The organism is Stenotrophomonas sp. YJH_SMC_10 (assembly GCF_059371555.1).
Genome location: NZ_JCAFUS010000003.1, coordinates 282,177 through 301,583, shown reverse-complemented (window position 1 = coordinate 301,583; position 19,407 = coordinate 282,177). Strand labels below are relative to the sequence as shown.

General features: G+C 68.5%; 17 protein-coding genes. 9 read left to right on the top strand and 8 right to left on the bottom strand.

The genetic code is table 11. The features are described 5' to 3' along the window. The first annotated feature begins 86 nt into the window (after positions 1-86). Entirely contained in the window at positions 87-2,438 is a 2,352-nt protein-coding gene (locus tag AC5P9C_RS07035; RefSeq protein WP_414615011.1) for a GH92 family glycosyl hydrolase, read from the top strand. 75 nt (positions 2,439-2,513) lie between these two features. On the opposite strand, the gene AC5P9C_RS07030 is transcribed toward AC5P9C_RS07035, so the two are convergent. After that, positions 2,514-3,893, bottom strand: coding sequence for a sensor histidine kinase (locus tag AC5P9C_RS07030; RefSeq protein WP_312557247.1), 1,380 nt, complete (start codon positions 3,891-3,893; stop codon positions 2,514-2,516). Further along, positions 3,886-4,560 (bottom strand): response regulator, encoded by a 675-nt coding sequence (locus tag AC5P9C_RS07025; protein WP_032962610.1) that lies wholly within the window; start codon positions 4,558-4,560, stop codon positions 3,886-3,888. Before AC5P9C_RS07025 ends, AC5P9C_RS07030 begins: the two co-directional genes overlap by 8 nt. A 62-nt stretch (positions 4,561-4,622) precedes the next feature. On the opposite strand from AC5P9C_RS07025, the gene AC5P9C_RS07020 reads away from it, so the two are divergent. Genes AC5P9C_RS07020 through AC5P9C_RS07010 form a run of 3 tightly spaced genes read left to right on the top strand, consistent with a single transcriptional unit; the run spans position 4,623 to position 10,113 of the window. Continuing rightward, positions 4,623-5,870, top strand: a complete 1,248-nt coding sequence (locus AC5P9C_RS07020) for a TolC family protein (protein WP_343543411.1) — start codon at positions 4,623-4,625, stop codon at positions 5,868-5,870. Then, complete coding sequence (locus AC5P9C_RS07015) at positions 5,867-7,039, top strand: efflux RND transporter periplasmic adaptor subunit (protein WP_414615010.1); 1,173 nt, start codon at positions 5,867-5,869, stop codon at positions 7,037-7,039. The genes AC5P9C_RS07020 and AC5P9C_RS07015 overlap by 4 nt, the downstream gene beginning before the upstream one ends. Then, on the top strand, positions 7,036-10,113 hold the full coding sequence (locus AC5P9C_RS07010) for an efflux RND transporter permease subunit (RefSeq protein ID WP_414615009.1): 3,078 nt from the start codon (positions 7,036-7,038) through the stop codon (positions 10,111-10,113). Before AC5P9C_RS07015 ends, AC5P9C_RS07010 begins: the two co-directional genes overlap by 4 nt. 121 nt (positions 10,114-10,234) lie before the next feature. On the opposite strand, the gene AC5P9C_RS07005 is transcribed toward AC5P9C_RS07010, so the two are convergent. Further along, the gene (locus AC5P9C_RS07005) at positions 10,235-10,978 is read right to left on the bottom strand and encodes an SDR family oxidoreductase (RefSeq protein WP_103282401.1); all 744 of its coding nucleotides are present in this window, start codon (positions 10,976-10,978) and stop codon (positions 10,235-10,237) included. A 106-nt stretch (positions 10,979-11,084) separates the two neighbouring features. Between AC5P9C_RS07005 and AC5P9C_RS07000 the strand changes: the two genes are divergently transcribed. Next, positions 11,085-12,038, top strand: coding sequence for a LysR family transcriptional regulator (locus tag AC5P9C_RS07000; RefSeq protein WP_103282252.1), 954 nt, complete (start codon positions 11,085-11,087; stop codon positions 12,036-12,038). Between the two features lie 19 nt (positions 12,039-12,057). Here the strand turns inward: AC5P9C_RS07000 and AC5P9C_RS06995 are convergent, their stop codons facing one another. From AC5P9C_RS06995 to dkgB, 4 genes are read right to left on the bottom strand one after another with little or no spacing between them, the layout of a single operon-like run. Beyond that, a complete protein-coding gene (locus AC5P9C_RS06995; protein WP_343542734.1) occupies positions 12,058-12,381 on the bottom strand; it encodes a MoaF-related domain-containing protein in 324 nt (107 codons plus the stop codon). Next, positions 12,378-13,316 (bottom strand): cyclase family protein, encoded by a 939-nt coding sequence (locus AC5P9C_RS06990; protein ID WP_143025127.1) that lies wholly within the window; start codon positions 13,314-13,316, stop codon positions 12,378-12,380. The genes AC5P9C_RS06995 and AC5P9C_RS06990 overlap by 4 nt, the downstream gene beginning before the upstream one ends. Before the next feature lie 19 nt (positions 13,317-13,335). Then, positions 13,336-14,283 (bottom strand): TIGR03571 family LLM class oxidoreductase, encoded by a 948-nt coding sequence (locus AC5P9C_RS06985; RefSeq protein WP_312581371.1) that lies wholly within the window; start codon positions 14,281-14,283, stop codon positions 13,336-13,338. A gap of 11 nt (positions 14,284-14,294) precedes the next feature. Then, entirely contained in the window at positions 14,295-15,098 is an 804-nt protein-coding gene (dkgB, locus tag AC5P9C_RS06980) for a 2,5-didehydrogluconate reductase DkgB (protein ID WP_445392952.1), read from the bottom strand. Positions 15,099-15,216: 118 nt separating this feature from the next. Between dkgB and AC5P9C_RS06975 the strand changes: the two genes are divergently transcribed. Further along, positions 15,217-16,119 carry a LysR substrate-binding domain-containing protein gene (locus tag AC5P9C_RS06975; RefSeq protein ID WP_495205123.1) on the top strand — a complete coding sequence of 301 codons (903 nt, stop codon included), beginning with the start codon at positions 15,217-15,219 and terminating at the stop codon, positions 16,117-16,119. Positions 16,120-16,427: 308 nt separating this feature from the next. On the opposite strand, the gene AC5P9C_RS06970 is transcribed toward AC5P9C_RS06975, so the two are convergent. Then, positions 16,428-16,901, bottom strand: coding sequence for a MerC domain-containing protein (locus tag AC5P9C_RS06970; RefSeq protein WP_495205122.1), 474 nt, complete (start codon positions 16,899-16,901; stop codon positions 16,428-16,430). A gap of 32 nt (positions 16,902-16,933) precedes the next feature. Between AC5P9C_RS06970 and AC5P9C_RS06965 the strand changes: the two genes are divergently transcribed. The 3 genes from AC5P9C_RS06965 to AC5P9C_RS06955 are packed head-to-tail and all read left to right on the top strand — an operon-like array spanning position 16,934 to position 19,405. Then, positions 16,934-17,467: a ZrgA family zinc uptake protein gene (locus AC5P9C_RS06965; protein ID WP_495205121.1), complete on the top strand. Its 534-nt coding sequence runs from the start codon at positions 16,934-16,936 to the stop codon at positions 17,465-17,467. After that, positions 17,464-18,159 carry an ATP-binding cassette domain-containing protein gene (locus AC5P9C_RS06960; RefSeq protein WP_164689022.1) on the top strand — a complete coding sequence of 232 codons (696 nt, stop codon included), beginning with the start codon at positions 17,464-17,466 and terminating at the stop codon, positions 18,157-18,159. Before AC5P9C_RS06965 ends, AC5P9C_RS06960 begins: the two co-directional genes overlap by 4 nt. Beyond that, entirely contained in the window at positions 18,152-19,405 is a 1,254-nt protein-coding gene (locus tag AC5P9C_RS06955; RefSeq protein ID WP_074725236.1) for an ABC transporter permease, read from the top strand. The genes AC5P9C_RS06960 and AC5P9C_RS06955 overlap by 8 nt, the downstream gene beginning before the upstream one ends. Positions 19,406-19,407: the final 2 nt, after the last annotated feature.

Sequence of the window (19,407 nt, the reverse complement as noted above, 5' to 3'; positions counted from 1 at the left end):
TCGCCGCTTGAGCAGTTCAGCCGCAGCGCAACATGTCACCGGCGCGGGCCGGTGCTACTCTCTGACCACCATGTGAATCGATCCAAATGCCGATGCCCACGCTGGACCGTCGTCTCCTGATCGCTGTCGCCGCCACGGCGATGTTCGCTTCCGGCTTGGCCAGTGCGGCCCCAGCCAGAACCGTCGCCGACAAGGCATACGCCTCGGTCGACCCGTTCATCGGCACCGGCGGGGAAGGCCATACCTACCCGGGGGCGACGGTGCCGTTCGGCATGGTCCAGCTCAGCCCGGACACGCGCATCCAGCCGCGCGAAAAGGCCTATGGCTGGGCGGCCGGCTACCGTTACGACGACAGCAGCATCGTCGGTTTCTCGCACACGCATTTTTCCGGCACCGGTCATTCGGACCTGGGCGACATCCTGCTGATGCCGTTCACCGGCAACCCCGGGCTGGAGCGGGGTGATCCGGAGAAGCCGCGCAGCGGTTACGCCTCACGGTTCCGCCACGCTGACGAGAAGGCCGAGCCGGGCTACTACGCGGTCACCCTGGACGACTACAAGGTGCGCGCCGAGCTGACCACCAGTACCCGCGTGGGCGTGCATCGCTATGCCTTCCCCAAGGGCACCGACGCCAAGGTGCTGCTGGACATGCGTACCAGCATGTACGACTACCCGGGCAAGGTGCTGTGGTCGCGGGTGCGGGTGCGCGCCGATGGCACCGTGACCGGCTTCCGCGAAACCCGTGGCTGGGCACCGGGCCGCCAGCTGTATTTCGCGATGCGTTTCTCGCGGTCGCTGGCCGGGCATGAGCTGCACAACACCGAGCAGGACATCGTCTACAAGGGCTTCCCGCCGCCGGGCGAGAAGGACCCGGCCCAGCGCGCCCAGATCGAAGGCCGGCAGCTGGTCGGCACCTTCAACTTCGGCAAGCTGGACGCGCCGCTGGTGGTGAAGGTAGCCATCTCGCCGGTCAGTGAGGCCGGTGCCATCGCCAACCTCGACGCGGAAGTGGCCGACTTCGATTTCGACCGGGTGCGTGCGCAGGCGAAGCAGGACTGGACGCAGGCGCTGTCGGTACTCGATATCGATGCCCCCGAGCATGCGCGGCGCAGTGCCTATACCGCGCTGTACCACACGATGCTGGGGCCGACGCTGTTCATGGACGCCGATGGCCAGTACCGCGGTTCGGACAACGCGGTGCACAAGGCTGACGGCTTCACGCACTATTCGACGTTCTCGCTGTGGGACACCTACCGCGCGCTGCACCCGCTGCTGACGCTGGTGCAGCCGGAGAGGCGCAACAGCGACTTCGTCAATTCGATGCTGGCGCACCATGAGCACAGTCCCTACGGCATGCTCCCGGTGTGGTCGTTCCATGGCCTGGAAGACTGGTGCATGATCGGCTACCACGCCGTGCCGGTGATCGCCGATGCCTACGTGAAGGGCATTCGTGGTTTCGACGCCGACAAGGCGCTGAAGGCGATGGTCGAGACCGCCAATTACGGCCCGTACGATGGCATCGCGCAGTACCGTGAGCTGGGCTATGTGCCGATCGACGAGGAAGGCGAAGCGGCCAGCAAGACGCTGGAGTACGCCTTTGATGACTGGACCATCGCACGCATGGCGCAGGCGATGGGCAAGGCCGATATCGCGGCCACCTTCGACAAACGCGCGGGTAACTGGCGCAACGCGTTCGACAAGGACACCGGCTTCATGCGCGCGCGCAAGCGCGATGGCAGCTTCCGTACGCCGTTCGACCCCAGCGCCAGCGGCTACGGCACCGACTACACCGAGGGCAACGCCTGGCAGTACTCGTGGTACGTGCCGCAGGACGTCGCCGGCCTGGCGGCGGCGCACGGGGGCAGCGACAAACTGCTCGCGCGCCTGGACGAGGTGTTCAACGCCAAGGTGGATCCATCGATCTTCGAGCACATGGAAGACATCACCGGCCTGATCGGCTGGTATGCGCACGGCAACGAGCCGAGCCACCACGTGGCCTACCTGTATTCGTATGCGGGCCAACCGTGGCGCACCCAGGCGCGGTTGAAGCAGATCATGGACACCCAGTATGCCGACCGTCCCGATGGCCTGGCCGGCAACGATGACGTCGGCCAGATGTCGGCCTGGTACGTGTTCACCGCGCTGGGCTTCTACCCGGTGGCGCCGGGCTCGGGCGAGTACATCCTGGGCCGTCCGTTCCTGCCCAGGACCGCGATGCGTCTGCCGAACGGCAAGACGTTCACCATCGTGGCCGAGGGCCTGGATGACAAGCACACGTACGTTGGCAGCGTGAGCCTCAACGGCAAGCCGCTGCAGCGCACCTTCCTGCGTCATGATGAGATCCTCGCCGGTGGCGAGCTGCACTTCCGCATGCAGGCCGAGCCGAACAAGGACTGGCCGGGAGAGGGCGCGCAGGCGCCGTATTCCATGAGCCGATGACGCGGAGCGGCGCCGCATTGCCGCCGTCATTGCCCCGCACCTGGTAGGTGCCAACCTTGGTTGGCACGCAGGACGTCAACGCGAACGGAACCGCACCCCCACCCGCGCGCCACCGAGCGGCGCCGTTTCGATCTTCAACATCGCGCCATGCCGCTGCGCGATCTCGGCCACGATCGCCAGCCCCAGCCCACAGCCGTCGCCCTCGCTGCTGGCCCGGTAGAAGCGTTCCGTGACGCGCGCGCGCTCGTCTTCGGCGATACCGGCGCCGTCGTCGTCCACCCACACCTGCACGCCGTCGGTCTCCTGCCGAACGCCGAGGGTGATCACGCCGGGCGCCGCGCCGTAGCGCAGCGCGTTGTCCAGCAGGTTGCCCAGCGCCTCCCGCAGCAGCTGCGGATCACCTTGCACCTGCACACCGTCGTCGGGTCCGTCGTAACCCAGGTCCACGTCGGCCGCCAACGCACGGTCGGCGTAGCGCTCGACCACGCCCCGCGCCAGCGCGGCCAGGTCCAGCGGCTGCAGCGGCAGTACGCTGCCATGGGGATCCTCCGAACGGCTGAGCATCAGCAGTTGGTTGACCAGGTGCTGCAGCCGCGCCAGCCCGGCCAGCGTGCCGGATAGCGCCAGCTGCTGGGCCTGCGGATCCTGTTGCCGCAATGAACTCTCCAGCTCCACCTGCATCGCCGCCAGCGGCGTGCGCAGCTGGTGCGCGGCGTTGCTGACGAAGCGCCGTTGCGCGGCCTGCATGGCGTCCAGTCGCTGCAGCAGGGCGTTGTAGGCCTCCACCGCCGGCCACAGTTCGCGCGGCGCCTCCTGCGCCGGCTCCAGTGGCGCCAGCGGGTCGGGGCGTGGGCTGGCCAACCGCCGCGCCACCTGGTTGGCGTGGCGTGCAGCCGCGCCGGTACCGGACCAGGCCAGCCACGCAGCCAGCGCCAGGATCGCGGCCTGGAACGGAATGCTGGTCAGCAGCAGCTTGCGCTCCAGGCGATGGCGCTTGCGCAGCGTCTCGGCCACGCGCAGGCGGATATCGTGGCCCGGCCCGGCGCTGACCACGACTTCGACCATGCGCACCGGCTGCCCACGCAGGCGCGCGTCGTAGTAGACGGCATCGTCGCTGCCAGCAGCGATCGCGGGGCGGGGCAGCGCTTCGGGCAGGTCGCCATACAGGCGCCCGCCCGCGGCGTCGACCACTTCGCCATGCACTTCGTCAGCGGTATCCCAGGTGAACATGCGCGACACCGCAGGCGTGATCTCGATCGAGGCACGCCCATCCTGCACCTTCACCAGCTCGGACAACGACATCGCCGAGTCCAGCAGCCAGCGGTCATAGACCTGGCCGGCGTAGAAGCGGGCCAGCGCGAATGAACCGACCGCGCTGCACAGCAGCAGCACCAGCAAGGGCAGCCACAGGCGACGCAGCAGCAGGCCCCGCAGGCTGTGCACGCGCTCAGTCACCCCCGGCCTCCAGCCGATACCCCAGGCCACGCAACATGCGGATGCCGACGCCGGCGCGTGCCTGCTCCAGCTTGCGGCGCAGGCGGCTGACATGCACTTCGATCACCGACAGGTTGGCCTCGTGGTCCCAGCTGTACAGCGCGTCGAACAGGCGCTGCTTGGTGACGGTGCGGCCGGGATGCTGCATCAGTGCCTCGACCAGCGACAGCTCGCGCGCGGTCAGTTCGATGCGCTGGCCTTCCACCTGCACTTCATTGCGGATGCTGTCGAAGCACAACCGGCCCAGCCGCTTCTGTGCCGGTGCGTCGCTGCGGCGGCGTGACAGCGCACGCAGGCGCGCCTCCAGCTCACCGAGTGCAAATGGCTTGGCCAGGTAATCGTCGCCACCCCGGTCGAGGCCGAGGATGCGGTCCTCCACACCGTCGCGCGCGGTCAGGATCAGCACCGGCAGGGTGACGCCGTCGTTGCGCAGGCGCGAGAGCAGGTCGAGGCCGTCGACATCGGGCAATGAAAGGTCGAGCACCATCACGTCATACGGCGCGCTGGCCAGTGCAGCCGGCGCGTGCAGGCCGCGCGAAAGGTGGTCGCACAGATGGCCGGCGCCCTGCAGGGCGCGGATCAGTCCATCGGCCAGAGCGGCGTCGTCTTCGATCAGCAGGATTCGCATTGCAAGCTTCGTGCAAGGTTGGGGCAAGTTTGGCGCAAGTGCGTCACCTTACCGTGACGCGCATGAATTTCTCCCCTCGTCTTGCGGCCGCGCTGGCCGCTCTGCTGTGCGCACCCGTGGCTTCAGCGTTGTCGCTGGCGGAAGCGCAGCGCGCCATGGAGGCGTACAACCCGGACCTGCGCGCGATGGCATTGGAACTGCGCGGGGTGCAGGGCGATGCGCAGACCGCCGCGTTGCGGCCAGCGGCCGAGCTGTCGATCGGCAGCAGCAAGATCAGCCCGAAGCACGGCATCGGCCCGGGGCGCTGGCAGGACAAGCGGATGGACAGCACGCTGGGCCTGGGTTTCACCTGGGAACGCGGCGGCAAGCGTGCGCTGCGCATCCGCCAGGCTGACGCGTTGCTGCAGGTGGCCGGGCTGGAGATGCTCGACACGCGACGCCGCCAGCAGGTGGCGCTGCATGAAGCCTATTTCGGACTGAAGGGCGCACAGGAGCGGGTGCTGATCTCCGAGGCCAACCGGCAGAGCTCGACCGAGCAGCTGGCCGCCGCTGACAAGCAGGTCGCCACTGGGGCGATGGCACCGGTGGATCGTGCGCGACTGGCGGTGGACGACCTCGCCGTGGCCGATGCGGCGCGCGAGGCCGCGCTGGACCTGCGCGATGCGCGGCATGCATTGGCCCTGCTGCTTGGCCGTGACGACAGCCATGACCTCAGCGCCGATGATCCATGGCCAGATCCAGGCAACATCGCCGATACACGCGCGTTCGACCCGCAGCGGCGCGCCGACCTGCGCGCGGCGCGTTCACGCCTGGTCGCCGCCGACGCCGGTGTGGCCCTGGCGCGCAGCGAGCGCCACCGCGACATCCAGCTGGGAGTGGAGGCCGAGCGCGAGCCGACCGACATCAGCGGTGTCACCTGGGGCGTATCGCTGACGATTCCGCTCGGCGGCCCGTCACGTGCACGCGGCGCGATCCAGCGCGCCGAAGCCGAGCGTGACAGTGCGGCGCTGGAACTGCAGGTACTGCAGCGCGAGGCGCGCGCCGAACTAGACCAGCTGCAGGCCAGCGCGCGGTCGGCCGCGCAGCGTCGCAGCGACTACGAAGGGCTGCAGTCCGATGCCGCACGCAAGGCGGTGCAGGGCATCGAACTGGCTTACCGCCGCGGCGCCGCCAGCCTGACCGATCTGCTTGACGCGCGCCGCAGCTGGCGCGAGTTCGAAGCCGCGTTGATCGAGGCGCGTGCCGACCATGCCATTGCCCTGGCGCGCTGGGAAGCGGCCACATCCGTTGCAGAAGGAGAGTCTCGATGAAGTTCACCGTCGCTTGCCGCCCGCAGGCGCGACATGCCGTGCTGCCCGCCTTGCTGGCGCTGGCCCTGCTGGGCGGCTGCGGCCGCGAACCGGCGTCGTACACCGAGGACGCGCCACAGGTCAGCGCCGGCCAGATCCAGTTTCCCGCCAGCAGCCGCCAGCTGGATGTACTGCGCAGCGAGGCGGTGACCGCCGTCGCCAGCGCCAACCTGCAGCTGCCGGGCCGCGTGGTCTGGGACGAGACCCGCTCCAGTGCGCTGCGCACCCCACTGGCGGGGCAGGTGGCGCGCATCGAGGCGCAGCCGGGGCAGAAGGTGAAGGCGGGCCAGGTGATCGCCTGGATCACCTCGCCCGAATTCGGCCAGGCCCAGGCTGATGGTGTGCGTGGTCGCGCGCAGCTGCAGCAGGCCCGCAGGGAACTGGACCGCACCCGCGAGCTGCACGCAGCGGGTGTGGCGTCCGGCCGCGAACTGGACGAAGCCGAGGCCAACTTCGCCGCCAGCCAGGCTGATCACGCGCGCGCGACCGCCTTCGCCAAGGCGTATGGCAATGGCCAGCACGTGGACCAGCGCCTGCCGCTGCGCACGCCGATCGATGGCGTGCTGGTGGAGCGGCGGATGAGCCCGGGCATGGCGGTCAGCCCCGACAGCGAGCAGCCGCTGGCGGTGATCGGCGATCCGGACCGCCTGTGGCTGCTGCTGGATGTTCCCGAGCGCCTGGCCGGACGCTTGAAGGCGGGCATGCAGGTGAACGTGCCCGGCGCCGATGGCCAACCGTTGCAGGCGACCCTGCAGCACGTGGATGACTTCGTCGACAGCGAGCGCCGCGTGGTGCAGGCGCGCGCCGAGCTGGACAACCGTGCGAGCGGTTTCAAGGCGGGCCAGTACGTGCGTGCGCAGGTGGCAGTGCCGGCCGAGGGCGGTGTCTCGCTGCCCGATGCCGCAGTGCTGCTGATCGACGGCAAGCAGGTGGTGTTCGTGGAGGAGGCCAAGGGCCGCTTCGCGCGCCACGCCGTGCATGCCGAGGAACTGGGCGATGGCCGCCTGTGGGTGCGCGAGGGCCTGGCCCAGGGCGCCAGGGTGGTGGTTGAAGGCGGGCTGCTGCTGCAGCAGCTGGTGGACAGCGCGCCGGCCGCTGCCAGCACCGGCACGGGGCACGCTGCGCCATGATCGACCGCCTGATTGCATACTGCCTGCGCCAGCCATTGATGGTGATGCTGGCACTGCTGCTGTTCATCGGCGCGGGTATCGCCGCGTTCCGCGTGCTGCCGGTGGAAGCCTTTCCGGATGTGTCCGACACCCAGGTGACGGTGGTATCACTGCACCCGGGCCGTGCCGCCGAAGAGGTGGAGCGCGAGGTGACGATGCCGCTGGAAGTGGCGCTGTCCGGCATCCCGCATTCGGTGCGGGTGTTCTCGCATACGCAGTTCGGCCTGTCGATGATCATCCTGACCTTCGACGACAAGGCCGATGACTACTTCGCGCGCCAGCAGGTGCTGGAGCGCCTGCAGGGGGTGGAGCTGCCGGAAGGGGTGACGCCGGAACTGGAGGCGATGAGTTCGGCGGTGGGTGAGATCTACCGGTACGTGCTGAAAGGCCCGCACATGACGCCGACCCAGCTGCGCACCGTGCAGGAATGGACGATGGAGCGCAGCCTGCGCACCGTGCCGGGCGTGGCCGATGTGATCAGCTTCGGCGGTTTCGCGCGGGCCTTCCAGGTCAAGCCGGACCTGGACAAGCTGCGTGACCGCGGCATCAGCCTGGGTGAATTCGCCGAGGCGCTGGAGAAGGGCAGCGCGAACGCCGGCGGCGGCTACGTGGAACGCGGCCAGCAGCAGTTCCTGATCCGCGGCGTGGGCCTGATGCGTTCGCCGGCCGACATCGGCAACGTGGTGGTGGCGCAGCGCGGGGGCACGCCGATCCTGGTGCGCGACCTGGCCAGCGTCGCCGACACCGGCCTGCCCCGGCAGGGCCTGGTCGGCCAGGACGACAACGACGATGCGGTGTTCGGCATGGTGCTGATGCGCAAGGGCGAGAATCCCTCCGACGTGCTCGACGCCCTGCATGCGCGCATCGCCGAGATCGAGGCGAACCAGCTGCCGGCCGGGGTCAGCATCGAGCCGTTCTATGACCGCTCGTGGCTGGTCTCGACCACGCTGAAAACCGTCTTCAGCAACCTGCTGGAAGGCGCGGTGCTGGTGTTCCTGGTGCTGTGGCTGTTCCTGTACAACGCCCGTGCCGCGCTGATCGTGGCGGCGATGATGCCGCTGGCGCTGCTGTCGACCTTCCTCGGCCTGCATCTGTGGGGCGTGCCGGCCAACCTGCTGTCGTTGGGTGCGATGGACTTCGGCATCATCATCGACGGCGCGGTGATCGTGACCGAGCACATCGTTTCGCGATTGTCGAAGCTGCCACCCACGGCCGACCGGAAGACACGGCTCTCGACCATTCTTTCGGCTGCGTCGGAAGTGGGCCGGCCGACGTTCTTCTCGATGCTGATCATCATCGCCGCGCATATCCCGATCTTCACCCTGCAGCGCCAGGAAGGCCGCATGTTCGCGCCGATGGCGTACTCGGTGACCTCGGCATTGATCGGTGCGTTGATCCTGGCGCTGACCGTGGTGCCGCTGTTCTGCTACTGGTGGCTGCGGCGCGACCGCATGCGCGACGGCAATCCGCTGATGGACCGCCTGACCGGCTGGTACCGGCCGGTCCTGGAGCGCGCACTGGCCCGCCCGCGTGCAGTGGTCCTGACCGCGGTTGCGCTGCTGGTCGGCACGCTGGCACTGGGTACGCGGCTGGGTTCGGAGTTCCTGCCCGAGCTGGACGAAGGGTCGATCTGGCTGACCGCCACGCTCGACCCGAGCACCAGCCTGGCCGAGGCGCAGCAGCAGTCGCGGCGCATCCGTGAGCTGGTCGGGACCTTTCCTCAGGTATCGACGGTGGTGGCCAAGCTGGGGCGCCCGGAAGACGGTTCCGATGCCAAGGGCGCCAACCAGATCGAGGCGCTGGTAGCGTTGAAGCCGGAGAAGGAGTGGCCGAAGGGCGTGGACAAGCGGCAGTTGGTCAGTGATCTGCAGCATACGCTGGAGCAGCGCATTCCGGGCCCTGAGTTCTCGATCTCGCAGCCGGTGCGCGACAACATCCTGGAGAGCATCTCGCAGATCAAGGGCCAGGTGGTGATCAAGGTCAGCGGTTCCGACCTGGACGTGCTGAACCAGCAGGCGCAGGCGATCCTCGGCCAGGTGCGTAGCGTAGAGGGCGTGGAGAGCGCCTTCATCGACCGCGACGGCTCATTGCCGCAACTGCAGATCGAGATCGATCGCGACCGCGCCGCGCGCTACGGCCTGAACGTGCGCGACATCGACGAGGTGATCGAGACCGCACTGGGCGGGCGCCAGGTCGGCGAACTGTGGGAAGGTGACCGCAGGTTCCCGATCACGCTGCGCCTAGACGACGCCGACCGCGACCTGCAGCGGTTGCGCACGGTGCCGGTCGGCATCGGCGATGGCCACACGGTGACGCTGTCCGACGTGGCCGACTTCCGCATGGCCAGCGGCGCGATCAACATCTCGCGCGAGAACGCGCAGCGGGTGAAGGCGGTGAGCATCTTCATTGCCGGGCGTGACATGGGCAGCGTGGTGGCTGACATGCGCAAGCGCGTGGAGGCCAGCGTACAGTTGCCGGAGGGCTACCAGCTGGAGTGGTCCGGCGAGTTCGAGAACCAGCAGCGGGCGATGAAGCGGCTGGGCTGGGTGATTCCGCTGTCGGTGCTGATCATCTTCGTGCTGCTGTTCGATGCCTTCAAGGACATCAGTAGCGCCGCGCTGATCCTGGCCAACGTGCCACTGGCGATGATCGGCGGCATCCTGGCCCTGTGGCTGACCGGCATTCCGCTTTCAGTGTCGGCGGCGATCGGCTTCATTGCATTGTTCGGGCAAGCAGTGCTGAACGGCGTGGTGATGCTCAGTCGCTTCGCCCAGCTGCGCGAGCAGGGCATGGACCTGCTGCAGTCAGTGGTGCAGGGTTCGCTGCAGCGCCTGCGCACGGTGCTGATGACCGCGCTGCTGGCGATGTTCGGCCTGCTGCCGATGGCGACCTCGCACGCGATCGGTGCCGAAACCCAGAAGCCGCTGGCGGTGGTGGTGATCGGTGGCCTGCTGTCGGCGATGCTGCTGACCCTGCTGGTGCTGCCCACGTTGTACTACTGGGTGCATCGCCGCCGCGAGGCACGTATCGCCTGACCCTGCTGTAGAGCCGAGCCCACGCTCGGCTCTACAGGGGCTTCGCGTCCTGCGTGGATTCGATCAACCGCCACGGGTTCCCAGGTAGATCCACGCCAGGCGTGGATGCCGCTGGCGCGATCTACACCATCCCGCCGTTGGCCCGCAGCACCTGGCCGTTGATCCATCCGCCATCGGCACCCGCCAGGAACCCCACCGCGCCGGCGATGTCGTCCGGCGTACCCAGCCGCTCCAGGGGGTTCATCTTCGCCAGCCGCTCGATCAGCTCCGGCGACTTGCCGTCCAGGAACAGATCGGTGGCGGTCGGGCCCGGCGCCACTGCGTTCACGGTGATGTTGCGCCCGCGCAGCTCCTTGCTCAGGATCGCGCCCATCGTCTCCACCGCCGCCTTGCTGGCCGCATACACGCTGTAGTTCTCCAGCCTGATGCCAACCACGCTGGTGGACAGGGTGATCAGCCGGCCACCGTCGCGCACCCGTCGCGCGCTTTCGCGCAGCACGTTGAAGGCGCCCTTGAGGTTGATGCCGATCACCCGATCGAACAGGGCGTCGTCGCAATCGGCCAGTGGGGCCAGCTGCAGCACCCCCGCGCTGTTGACCACCACGTCGATGCCGCCGAAGCGGGCTTCGATGGCATCGAACAGCTGCCGCACCGCCTGCGGATCGGACACATCGGCCTGCAGCGCGATGGCCTGCGCGCCGGCGGCGTTCAGTTCGGCGGCCAAGGCTTCGGCGTCGTCGCGGCGACCCGCATAGTTGATCGCGACCGCGTGGCCATCGGCGGCCAGCCGACGCGAGATGGCGGCACCGATGCCACGCGATCCGCCGGTGACCAGGGCGACAGAGCGGGCGGGGGAGAGGGTCATGGTGGCTTCCACGGGGACGCGCCGGAGCGACGCAGGACCATCTTCGCGCCATCGCACGTTCGGATAATCCTGCATAATCCGCCAACATCATCCGGATAGCCGAACAATGGACCGCTTCACGGCCATGCGCGCCTTCGTCCGTATCGTCGAGCGCCGCAGCTTCACCCGCGCCTCCGAGGACCTCGGGCTGCCGCGCGCCACGGTGACCGACGCGATCAAGGCGCTGGAGCAGCGGCTGGGCGTGCGCCTGCTGCACCGGACCACGCGGCTGGTGGTGCCGACGCTGGAAGGTGAAGCCTTCTACGGGCGATGCCTGCGCCTTATCGCCGACATGGACGATGCCGAGGCCGCGTTCCGGGATGCGCCGCCACGCGGCCCGTTGCGTATCGAAGTGCATGGCACGCTGGGCCGGCACCTGCTGTTCCCGCACCTGCCGGAATTCCTGCAGCGCTACCCGGAGATCGAACTGGAGGTCAGCGAAGGCGACCGCTATGTCGACCTGCTGCGGGAAGGCGTGGATGCGGCGCTGCGGGTGGGGACGCTGGCCGACAGCGATCTGGCGGCGCGCCGGTTGACGATGCTGCGCGAGGTTACGGTGGCCGCGCCAGGTTACCTGCAGGACAAGGGTGTGCCCGGCAGCATCGCGTCCCTGCGGGAAGGGCATGAAATGGTCGGCTATCGCTCCAGCGCCACCGGCCAGCTGATTCCCCTGGAGTTCCAGCAGGCCGGGCAGGTGCACTACGTGCCGCTGCCTGCACGGGTGCGTGTCTCCGGTGCGGATGCGTTCCTCGGCGCCGCGCTGGCGGGCCTGGGCATCATCCAGGCGCCGCGCTACCGGATGGACCCGTACATCGCGCGCGGGCAGCTGGTCGAGCTGTTGCCGGAGGCGCCGCCGACGCCAAGCCCGTTGAGCCTGGTCTACCCGCGCAACCGCACGCCATCGCCACGCTTGCGGGTCTTCATCGACTGGGTGGCCGGGGTGTTCGAGCAGACCGGGGTTGCCGGCCAGCGGCCGGCACTACCGAAGCAGCACGCGAAGCCGTCCGACCGCACGCGGTAGTGCCGGCCGCTGGCCGGCATCACAGCGGGTGCAGCGGCCCTTGCATGCGATGGAAACTGCCATCGGTGGCGGTGAACCAGGCCAGCGAACGACCGCCGACGAAGTCATCGACATGCACGACCGTTGCGCCATCGGCTTCCTGCCACGAAATGGCATAGACCCCTTCGCTGATCTGTTGCCACTGGCAGGCGGCTTCGCCCTGCGCACCGGCATAGGCGCCGGAGACGATGGCGTACTGCACGTGGCGGCCATCGGCGCTGTAGACGTTGTCGGCGGCCAGGCCGTCATAGCGGACGCGGAAGCGACGGCCGGCGAACACGGGAAGGTCAGCCGCGGCGCTCATCGGATCGCCACCGGGTTGATGTTGACCTGGGTCGAGCCGACGTACAGCGGCTGGCCGAGCACGAACAGGAATTCCCAGGCCTTGTCTCGCACCAGCGCACGGCTGTCGATCAGCTCCAGGTTGTAGATGCCACGCTTGGCCAGCATGTACTGGTTGATCGGGAACTCCTCGGCACCGTGCGGGTTCGGGTAGACCTCCGAGGCCCAGGTGTCGCCACCGAAGGCGACGATGCCCTGGTCGGCCAGCCACTTCGCGGCCTCCATGCCGATACCCGGTTCCACTTCCAGGAACTGTTTGTCGTCCTTTCCGATCAGTTCCAGCCAGCCGGTGTTGAAGAGCACCACGTCGCCCTTGCGCAGGCTCAGTCCCTGCTTCTTCAGCACGGCCTGTATGTCGGCCACGGTGAACTCGGTGCCGCCGGGCACGATCGCCTTGCCGTAGTACGCGGTCATGTCCAGCACGACGCCGCGCGTGACCATCGGCGGCACCTTCTCGACGCCGAGCTTGCGCACGCCGTCGACGGTGACGAAGTCGGCGGCCTTGTTGCCGTTGTAGTAGACGTTGTCGATGCCGATATGGCCGATGCCGTTGAGCTGGGTGCCAACGCCGGTCCACGCGTTCACCAGTTCATCGTTGAAGGTGAACCTGTTGGGGCCCAGCGACCTGCCGGCCTGCTGGCCGACCTGCACGTTGTACAGGCGGAAGCTGCGGTGGCGGAACGCGGGCAGGTTCTTGTCCACCGGCACCGCCAGCGGATAGGTCTTGCCGGTCCTGACCAGCGAGACCGCGCGCTTGACCACGTCCGCGGTCAGCAGGTTGGCCGCGCCGATCTCGTCGTTGGCGCCGTAGGCAGAGGGATACCAGTCCTCGGCGGTGGCCTGGAAAGACAGCGGCAGGGTGGCCAGCGCAAGCGCGGCCAGGGTCTTCATCTTCATGGCAAAGCTCCGGTAACGGTCAGGCCGCCGCGGCGGCGCCGGCATGGGCCGGGAAGTGCGGCAGCACGTACTCGGCGATTTCGTGGAAGGTCTCGGCCAACGGCCGTTCGTTGCGGCGGAACTGCAGGCTGATGTGGTCAACGCCGGCGGCCTGCATGGCGTGCAGCTCGGCCAGCAGGGCGTTGCGGCCGCCGCGCAGCCCAAAGCGCCAGCGCTGCAGCGGGGCATCAGCATCGGCGAGCAGGTCCAGGTGGATGAAGCTGGCATAGGGCTTGTTGCCGGCCACGGCGCGCCAGGCCGCCACGCGTTGCGCATGGTCCTGCGGCGTGCCCGGGTAGGCCAGGCAACCGTCCATGTGCTGGCCGATCCACGCCGGTTGCTGCTGGGCCAGGCCGGCCACGAACAACGGCAGGGCCGGGCCATCCGCGGGCAACACATCCAGGCCCTGCGGCAGGTGCGCGGCGGCGCCTTCGCGCAGCAGTGCGATCTGCTCGCGGAAGCGGCTGCCGCGGCTGTCGAAGTCACGGCCGAACAGCGGGTACTCCACCGGGCGGTCGCCACTGGCCACGCCCAGCAGCAGGCGGTCACCACTCAGCCGCTGCACGCTGCGCGCCGACTTCAGGGTCAGCAACGGCTCCCGGATCGGCAGCACCACCGCACCGGTGCCCAGCAGGATGTCATTGGTGATGCCGGCCAGGTAGCCGAGGTAACTGAATACCTCGAACACCTGTGCCGCATCGCCGAAGGCCGGGTCGTACACCGGCACGTCGCGTACCCACAGCGCACGGAAGCCGAGGCGGTCGGCCAACCGTGCCAGTTCCGCATGGCGCTGCAGGTCCGGTTCGCCGGGCAGGCGTCGCGCGGCGCGTCGTGCCTGTTCGCCCAGTGGCGTCCAGTCATTGTCCAGCGGTGCTTCGATGCCGATGCTGAAACCACTGGCCTGCAGCCGCGCCAACGCACTGCCCATGGCGAGGCTCCTCAGTCCCAGGCCGGGGCCAGGCCCGGCGGATCGACTTCGCGGCCGTTGCGGTCAAGCGCGGCGATCGCGGCCATGTCGTCGGCATCCAGGCGCAGGTCCTGGGCGAGCAGGTTGCTGGCCAGGTTCTCGCGCTTGGTCGAGGACGGGATGACCGCATAGCCCAGGTGCAGCGCCCACGCCAGCGCGACCTGGGCCACGGTGGCCTGGTGCTTGTCGGCGATGCCGGCCAGCACCGGATCCTTCAGCACCTTGCCGTAGGCCAGGGTCATGTAGGAGGTCACGGTGATGCCCTGTTCCTTCAGGAAGGCGGTCAGAGCCGGGTTCTGCAGGTAGGGGCTCAGTTCGATCTGGTTGGTGGCGATCTCGCCGGCGCCGACCACCTCGATGGCCTGCCGGGTCAGCGCGATGTTGAAGTTGGACACACCGATCTGGCGGGTCAGGCCCAGGCGCTTGGCTTCGGCCAGCGCGGTCATGTACTCGCGCAGTTCAACGCCATTGCCCGGCGCCGGCCAGTGGATCAGCAGCAGGTCGACGTAGTCGGTGCGCAGCTTGGCCAGGCTGTCGCGCAGGCTCGGGATCAGCTTGTCGGCGGCGTAGTTGTCGACCCAGATCTTGGTGGTCAGGAACAGCGGGTCGCGCGGGACGCCGGATTCGGCGATGGCCTGGCCGACCTCGGCTTCGTTGCCGTAGATCTGCGCCGTGTCGATGGCCCGGTAGCCGACGTCGAGGGCGTTGCGCACCGAGTCGATGACGGTCTGGCCGGTCAGGCGGAAAGTGCCGACGCCAAAGGAAGGAACGCTCATGATGGACTCCAGGGACTTGGTTGAGAGCCGGCGGGCTCGTGACAGGGCGAAGTGTGGGCGCTTTACATTTGTTGATTAAGCCGTGTATACGGGAAATGCTTTTGCGGCGAGGTAAATAATGAAAACCACCCTGGATGAGCTGAAGGCCTTCGTGGCGGTGGTCGATGGCGGCTCGATCACGGCGGCGGCCGAGGCGCTGGAGCTGACCATCTCGGCCACCAGCCGCAACCTGGCGCGGCTGGAAGACAAGCTGCAGACCACCCTGCTGCGGCGGACCACGCGGCGGCTGGAACTGACCGAAGAGGGCGCGGCGTTCCTGGAGTACGCGCGCACGATCCTGGCCACGGTGGACGAGGCCGAGGAGCAGATGGCGGCGCGGCGGCTGCAGCCGGTCGGGCGCCTGCGCGTGGACGCGGCCACGCCGTTCATGCTGCACGTGATCGTGCCGCTGCTGGAGGGCTTCCGCGAGCGCTACCCGCAGGTGGAGCTGGAGCTGAACTCCAACGAGGGCATCACCGACCTGATCGAGAAGCGCACCGACGTGGCGTTCCGCATCGGCGTGCTGCGCGATTCCACCCTGCATGCGCGGCCGATCGGCCACAGCCGCATCCGCGTCGTCGCCAGTCCCGAGTACCTGCGCCGGCATGGCACGCCGACACGCGTGGAGCAGCTGCGCAAGCACGATCTGCTGGGTTTTACCCAGCCCAGTTCATTGAACGAGTGGCCGCTGCACGATGCCGATGGCGGGCCTTTCGTGATCGAGCCGGCGATCGCTTCATCCAGTGGCGAGACGCTGCGGCAGATGGCGGTGGCCGGGCTCGGCATTGCCTGCCTCTCGGACTTCCTGACCCGCCAGGACCGGCGCGAGGGCCGACTGGTGCAGCTGTTCGGCAAACAGACGCAGGACGTGCGGCAGCCGATCAATGCGGTGTACTACCGCAACACCGCGCTGGCCGCACGCATCACCTGTTTCGTGGACCACGTGACGCAGACGCTGGGGCAGCGCCCGTTCGACGAATAAGGAACGGTAGAGCCGGCCGCTGTGTAACACCTGTTGCGTGGCCAATGCATGGATGGGTAGAGCCGGCCGCTGGCCGGCTGGCGGGACCCCGGGGTTGCCGGCCAGCGGCCGGCACTACCCACGCGTATCAGCTGTTGCGTGGTCCATACACGGAGGGTAGAACCGGCCGCTGCGTATCACCTGTTGCGTGGCCCATGCACGGAGGGGTAGAGCCGGCCGCTGGCCGGCTGGCGGGACCCCGGGGTTGCCGGCCAGCGGCCGGCACTACCGACTGCGTATCAGCTGTTGGGTGCGGCCGCTGGCCGGCGTTATCGCTTGTGCAGCGTGCGCCGGTTCGCGATGTGCGCGCATGCCAGCAGCGCACCGCCCATGGCCGTCGCTACGCCGTGCCAGAGCAGCGATTCCTTCAGCGGCAGGGACAGCGAGGCTGACAGCAGCAGGACGGCGCCGATGCACGCCCACCACAGGGGCTGCCAGTGCCCATGCCGGTGCACCCCAGCGGTCGTACTGGCCAGGGCCAGCGACGAGGCCAGCAGCGCGAACAGCCATTCCCAGCGCGACATCACCAGCAGCAACGTCATCGCCCCGTGGCCGGGGTGCTGGAACGAGCGCAGCGCCATCATCGCGGCCGGCACGAAGGCCAGCAGCAGCGGCAGGGCGATGCAGTGGGCGGCGCAGGCCAGCGACAGCCAGGCGCCGGCAAGATCGAAGCGGGGGTGCCAGCGTGCCGAAGTTGGCGACTGGGCCAAGGCCCTTGCGGGCGTCGTGGGGATGTGGTCCATAATGTTACATAGTAACAATTGGAGCCTTCCCCATGAAGCGTCTTGCTGCTCTTTCCCTGCTGCTGGCCGCCAGTGCCGCGCAGGCCCATGACATCCGCCAGCACGCACCGCACGTGCACGGCCAGGCGACCGTGGACGTTGCACTGGACCAGCAAACGCTGGAATTCGCCCTTCAGGCCCCCGGCATCGGCATCCTCGATTTCGAGCGGCCGCCGGCCAATGCAGCCGAGCAGGCTGCGCTGGCGCGTGCGACTGGGCTGCTGCAGGGTGGCAGCTGGGTCACCTTGCCCACCGCCGCGGGCTGCCGCCTTTCAGGCAACGATGCCAGGGCCGAGGGCTTCGACGCGACCGCCGTCGCGCCGCCGCCAGGACAGCACCGGCACGCGGGGTTCAACGCAACGCTGCAGTACCACTGTGTAAAGCCCGCCGAGCTGCGCGCCATCGTGGTGCGCCTGCCGCTGCTGTTCCCGGGCCTGCATGAAGTGATCGTCAACAGCGCCACTGCCCACGGCCAGAGCCGCAGCGTGCTGACCCCGGACAACCTGCGCGTGGTGCTGGCACCGTGAGCATGCGACCGGTGATCGCGCTGGAGGGCGTGCAGTTCGGCTACGGCGCGCGGCGGGTGCTGGATGTACCGCGGCTGTGGATCGAGCAGGGCAGCAGCGTGTTGCTGCGGGGAATCAGCGGTGGCGGCAAAAGCACCCTGCTGGGCCTGCTGGCCGGTGTGCTGCTGCCTGGAGAGGGCCGTGTCGAGGTGGCAGGCCACGCACTGCAGGCCATGCGCGGCGCGGCGCGGGATCGATTCCGCGCTGACCACCTGGGCGTGATCTTCCAGCAGTTCAACCTGCTGCCGTTCCTCAGCGTGCGCGACAACATTGCGCTGGGCCTGCGTTTCTCCCGCCTGCGCAGCGCGCGCATCAGCGGGCCGTTGAATGCCGAGATCGCGCGACTGCTGCAGGCCCTGCAGCTGGACCCGGCGCTGATGCAGCGGCGCGCGGGTACGCTGAGTGTCGGCCAGCAGCAACGCGTGGCAGCGGCACGCGCGCTGATCGGTCGCCCGGCATTGCTGCTGGCCGATGAGCCGACCTCGGCGCTCGACCGCGAGGCGGCGACCGCCTTCCTGCAGCTGATGTCTGCGCAGTGCCAGGCGGCCGGCACCACGGTGCTGGTGGTCAGCCATGACGACAGCCTGCAGCCGTTGTTCGACCGCACGATTGCCTTGTCGGAGATCAACCAGGCAGGTGCCGGCCATGCTTGAGCTTGCCTGGGCCAGCCTGCGCAGCCGCGCGTTGAGCGTGGGCCTGACCGTGCTGGTCATCACCCTCAGCATGGTCCTGTTGCTGGGTGTCGAACGCGTACGCACGCAGGCGCACGAAGGTTTCGCCAGCACGGTGTCGGGCACCGACCTGATTGTCGGTGCGCGTTCGGGGCCGGTGAACCTGCTGCTGTACTCGGTGTTCCATATCGGCGACCCGACCAACAACGTGTCCTGGCAGTCCTACCAGGAGCTGTCCGCGCTGCCGCAGGTGAAGTGGTCAGTGCCGTTGTCGCTGGGCGATTCGTGGCGCGGCTACCGCGTGGTCGGTACCAGCGGTGGCTACTTCGAGCACTATCGCTACGGCGCCGGGCATGCGCTGGCGTTCGCGAACGGAAGGCGGTTCGATGATCTGTATGACGTGGTGATCGGTGCCGAGGTGGCGCAGGCACAGAAGGTCGGCCTGGGCGATGCGATCGTGCTGGCGCACGGCACCGGTGCGGTCACCCTGGCCACGCATGCCGACAAGCCGTTCCGTGTTGCCGGCATCCTGCAGCGCACCGGCACGCCGGTCGATTCGTCGCTGCTGGTCTCGCTGGCGGCCATCGAGGCGATCCATGTCGACTGGCGCTCGGGCGTGCAGTTGCGCAGCCAGCGTGTCAGCGCCGAGCAGGCCCGCCATCTGGATCTGACCCCCAGCAGCATCACCGCTTTCATGCTGGGCCTGAACTCGCGCATCGCCACGTTTTCGGTGCAGCGAAGGATCAATGAGTACCCGGACGAGGCGATGCTGGCGATCCTGCCCGGCGTGACGCTGCAGCAGCTGTGGCAGTCGCTGGGCACCGCCGAGCGTGCGCTGCAGCTGATCAGCGCGATGGTGGTGCTGCTGGGCATGGTCTCGCTGGTGGCGCTGCTGGTTTCGACCCTGCAGGAGCGGCGGCGCGAGATGGCGATCCTGCGTGCCACCGGGGCACGGCCGGGCTACATCGCCGGCCTGCTGGTGGTGGAAGCGGTGGCGACCAGTGCGCTGGCCTGTGTGCTGGCCCTGTCACTGCTGGTGGTCGCCAGCCTTGCCGGGCGCGGCTGGGTGTTGGCCAACTTTGGCCTGTCGATCACCCATGTCTGGCCGGACGGTCGCGAGCTGGCCTGGGTGGCAGGCGTGCTGGCGATCAGTGCGGTCGCCGGGCTGGTGCCGGCATTGCTGGCCTACCGGCGCACGCTGGCCGATGGCCTGTCACCGGGAGGCTGAGC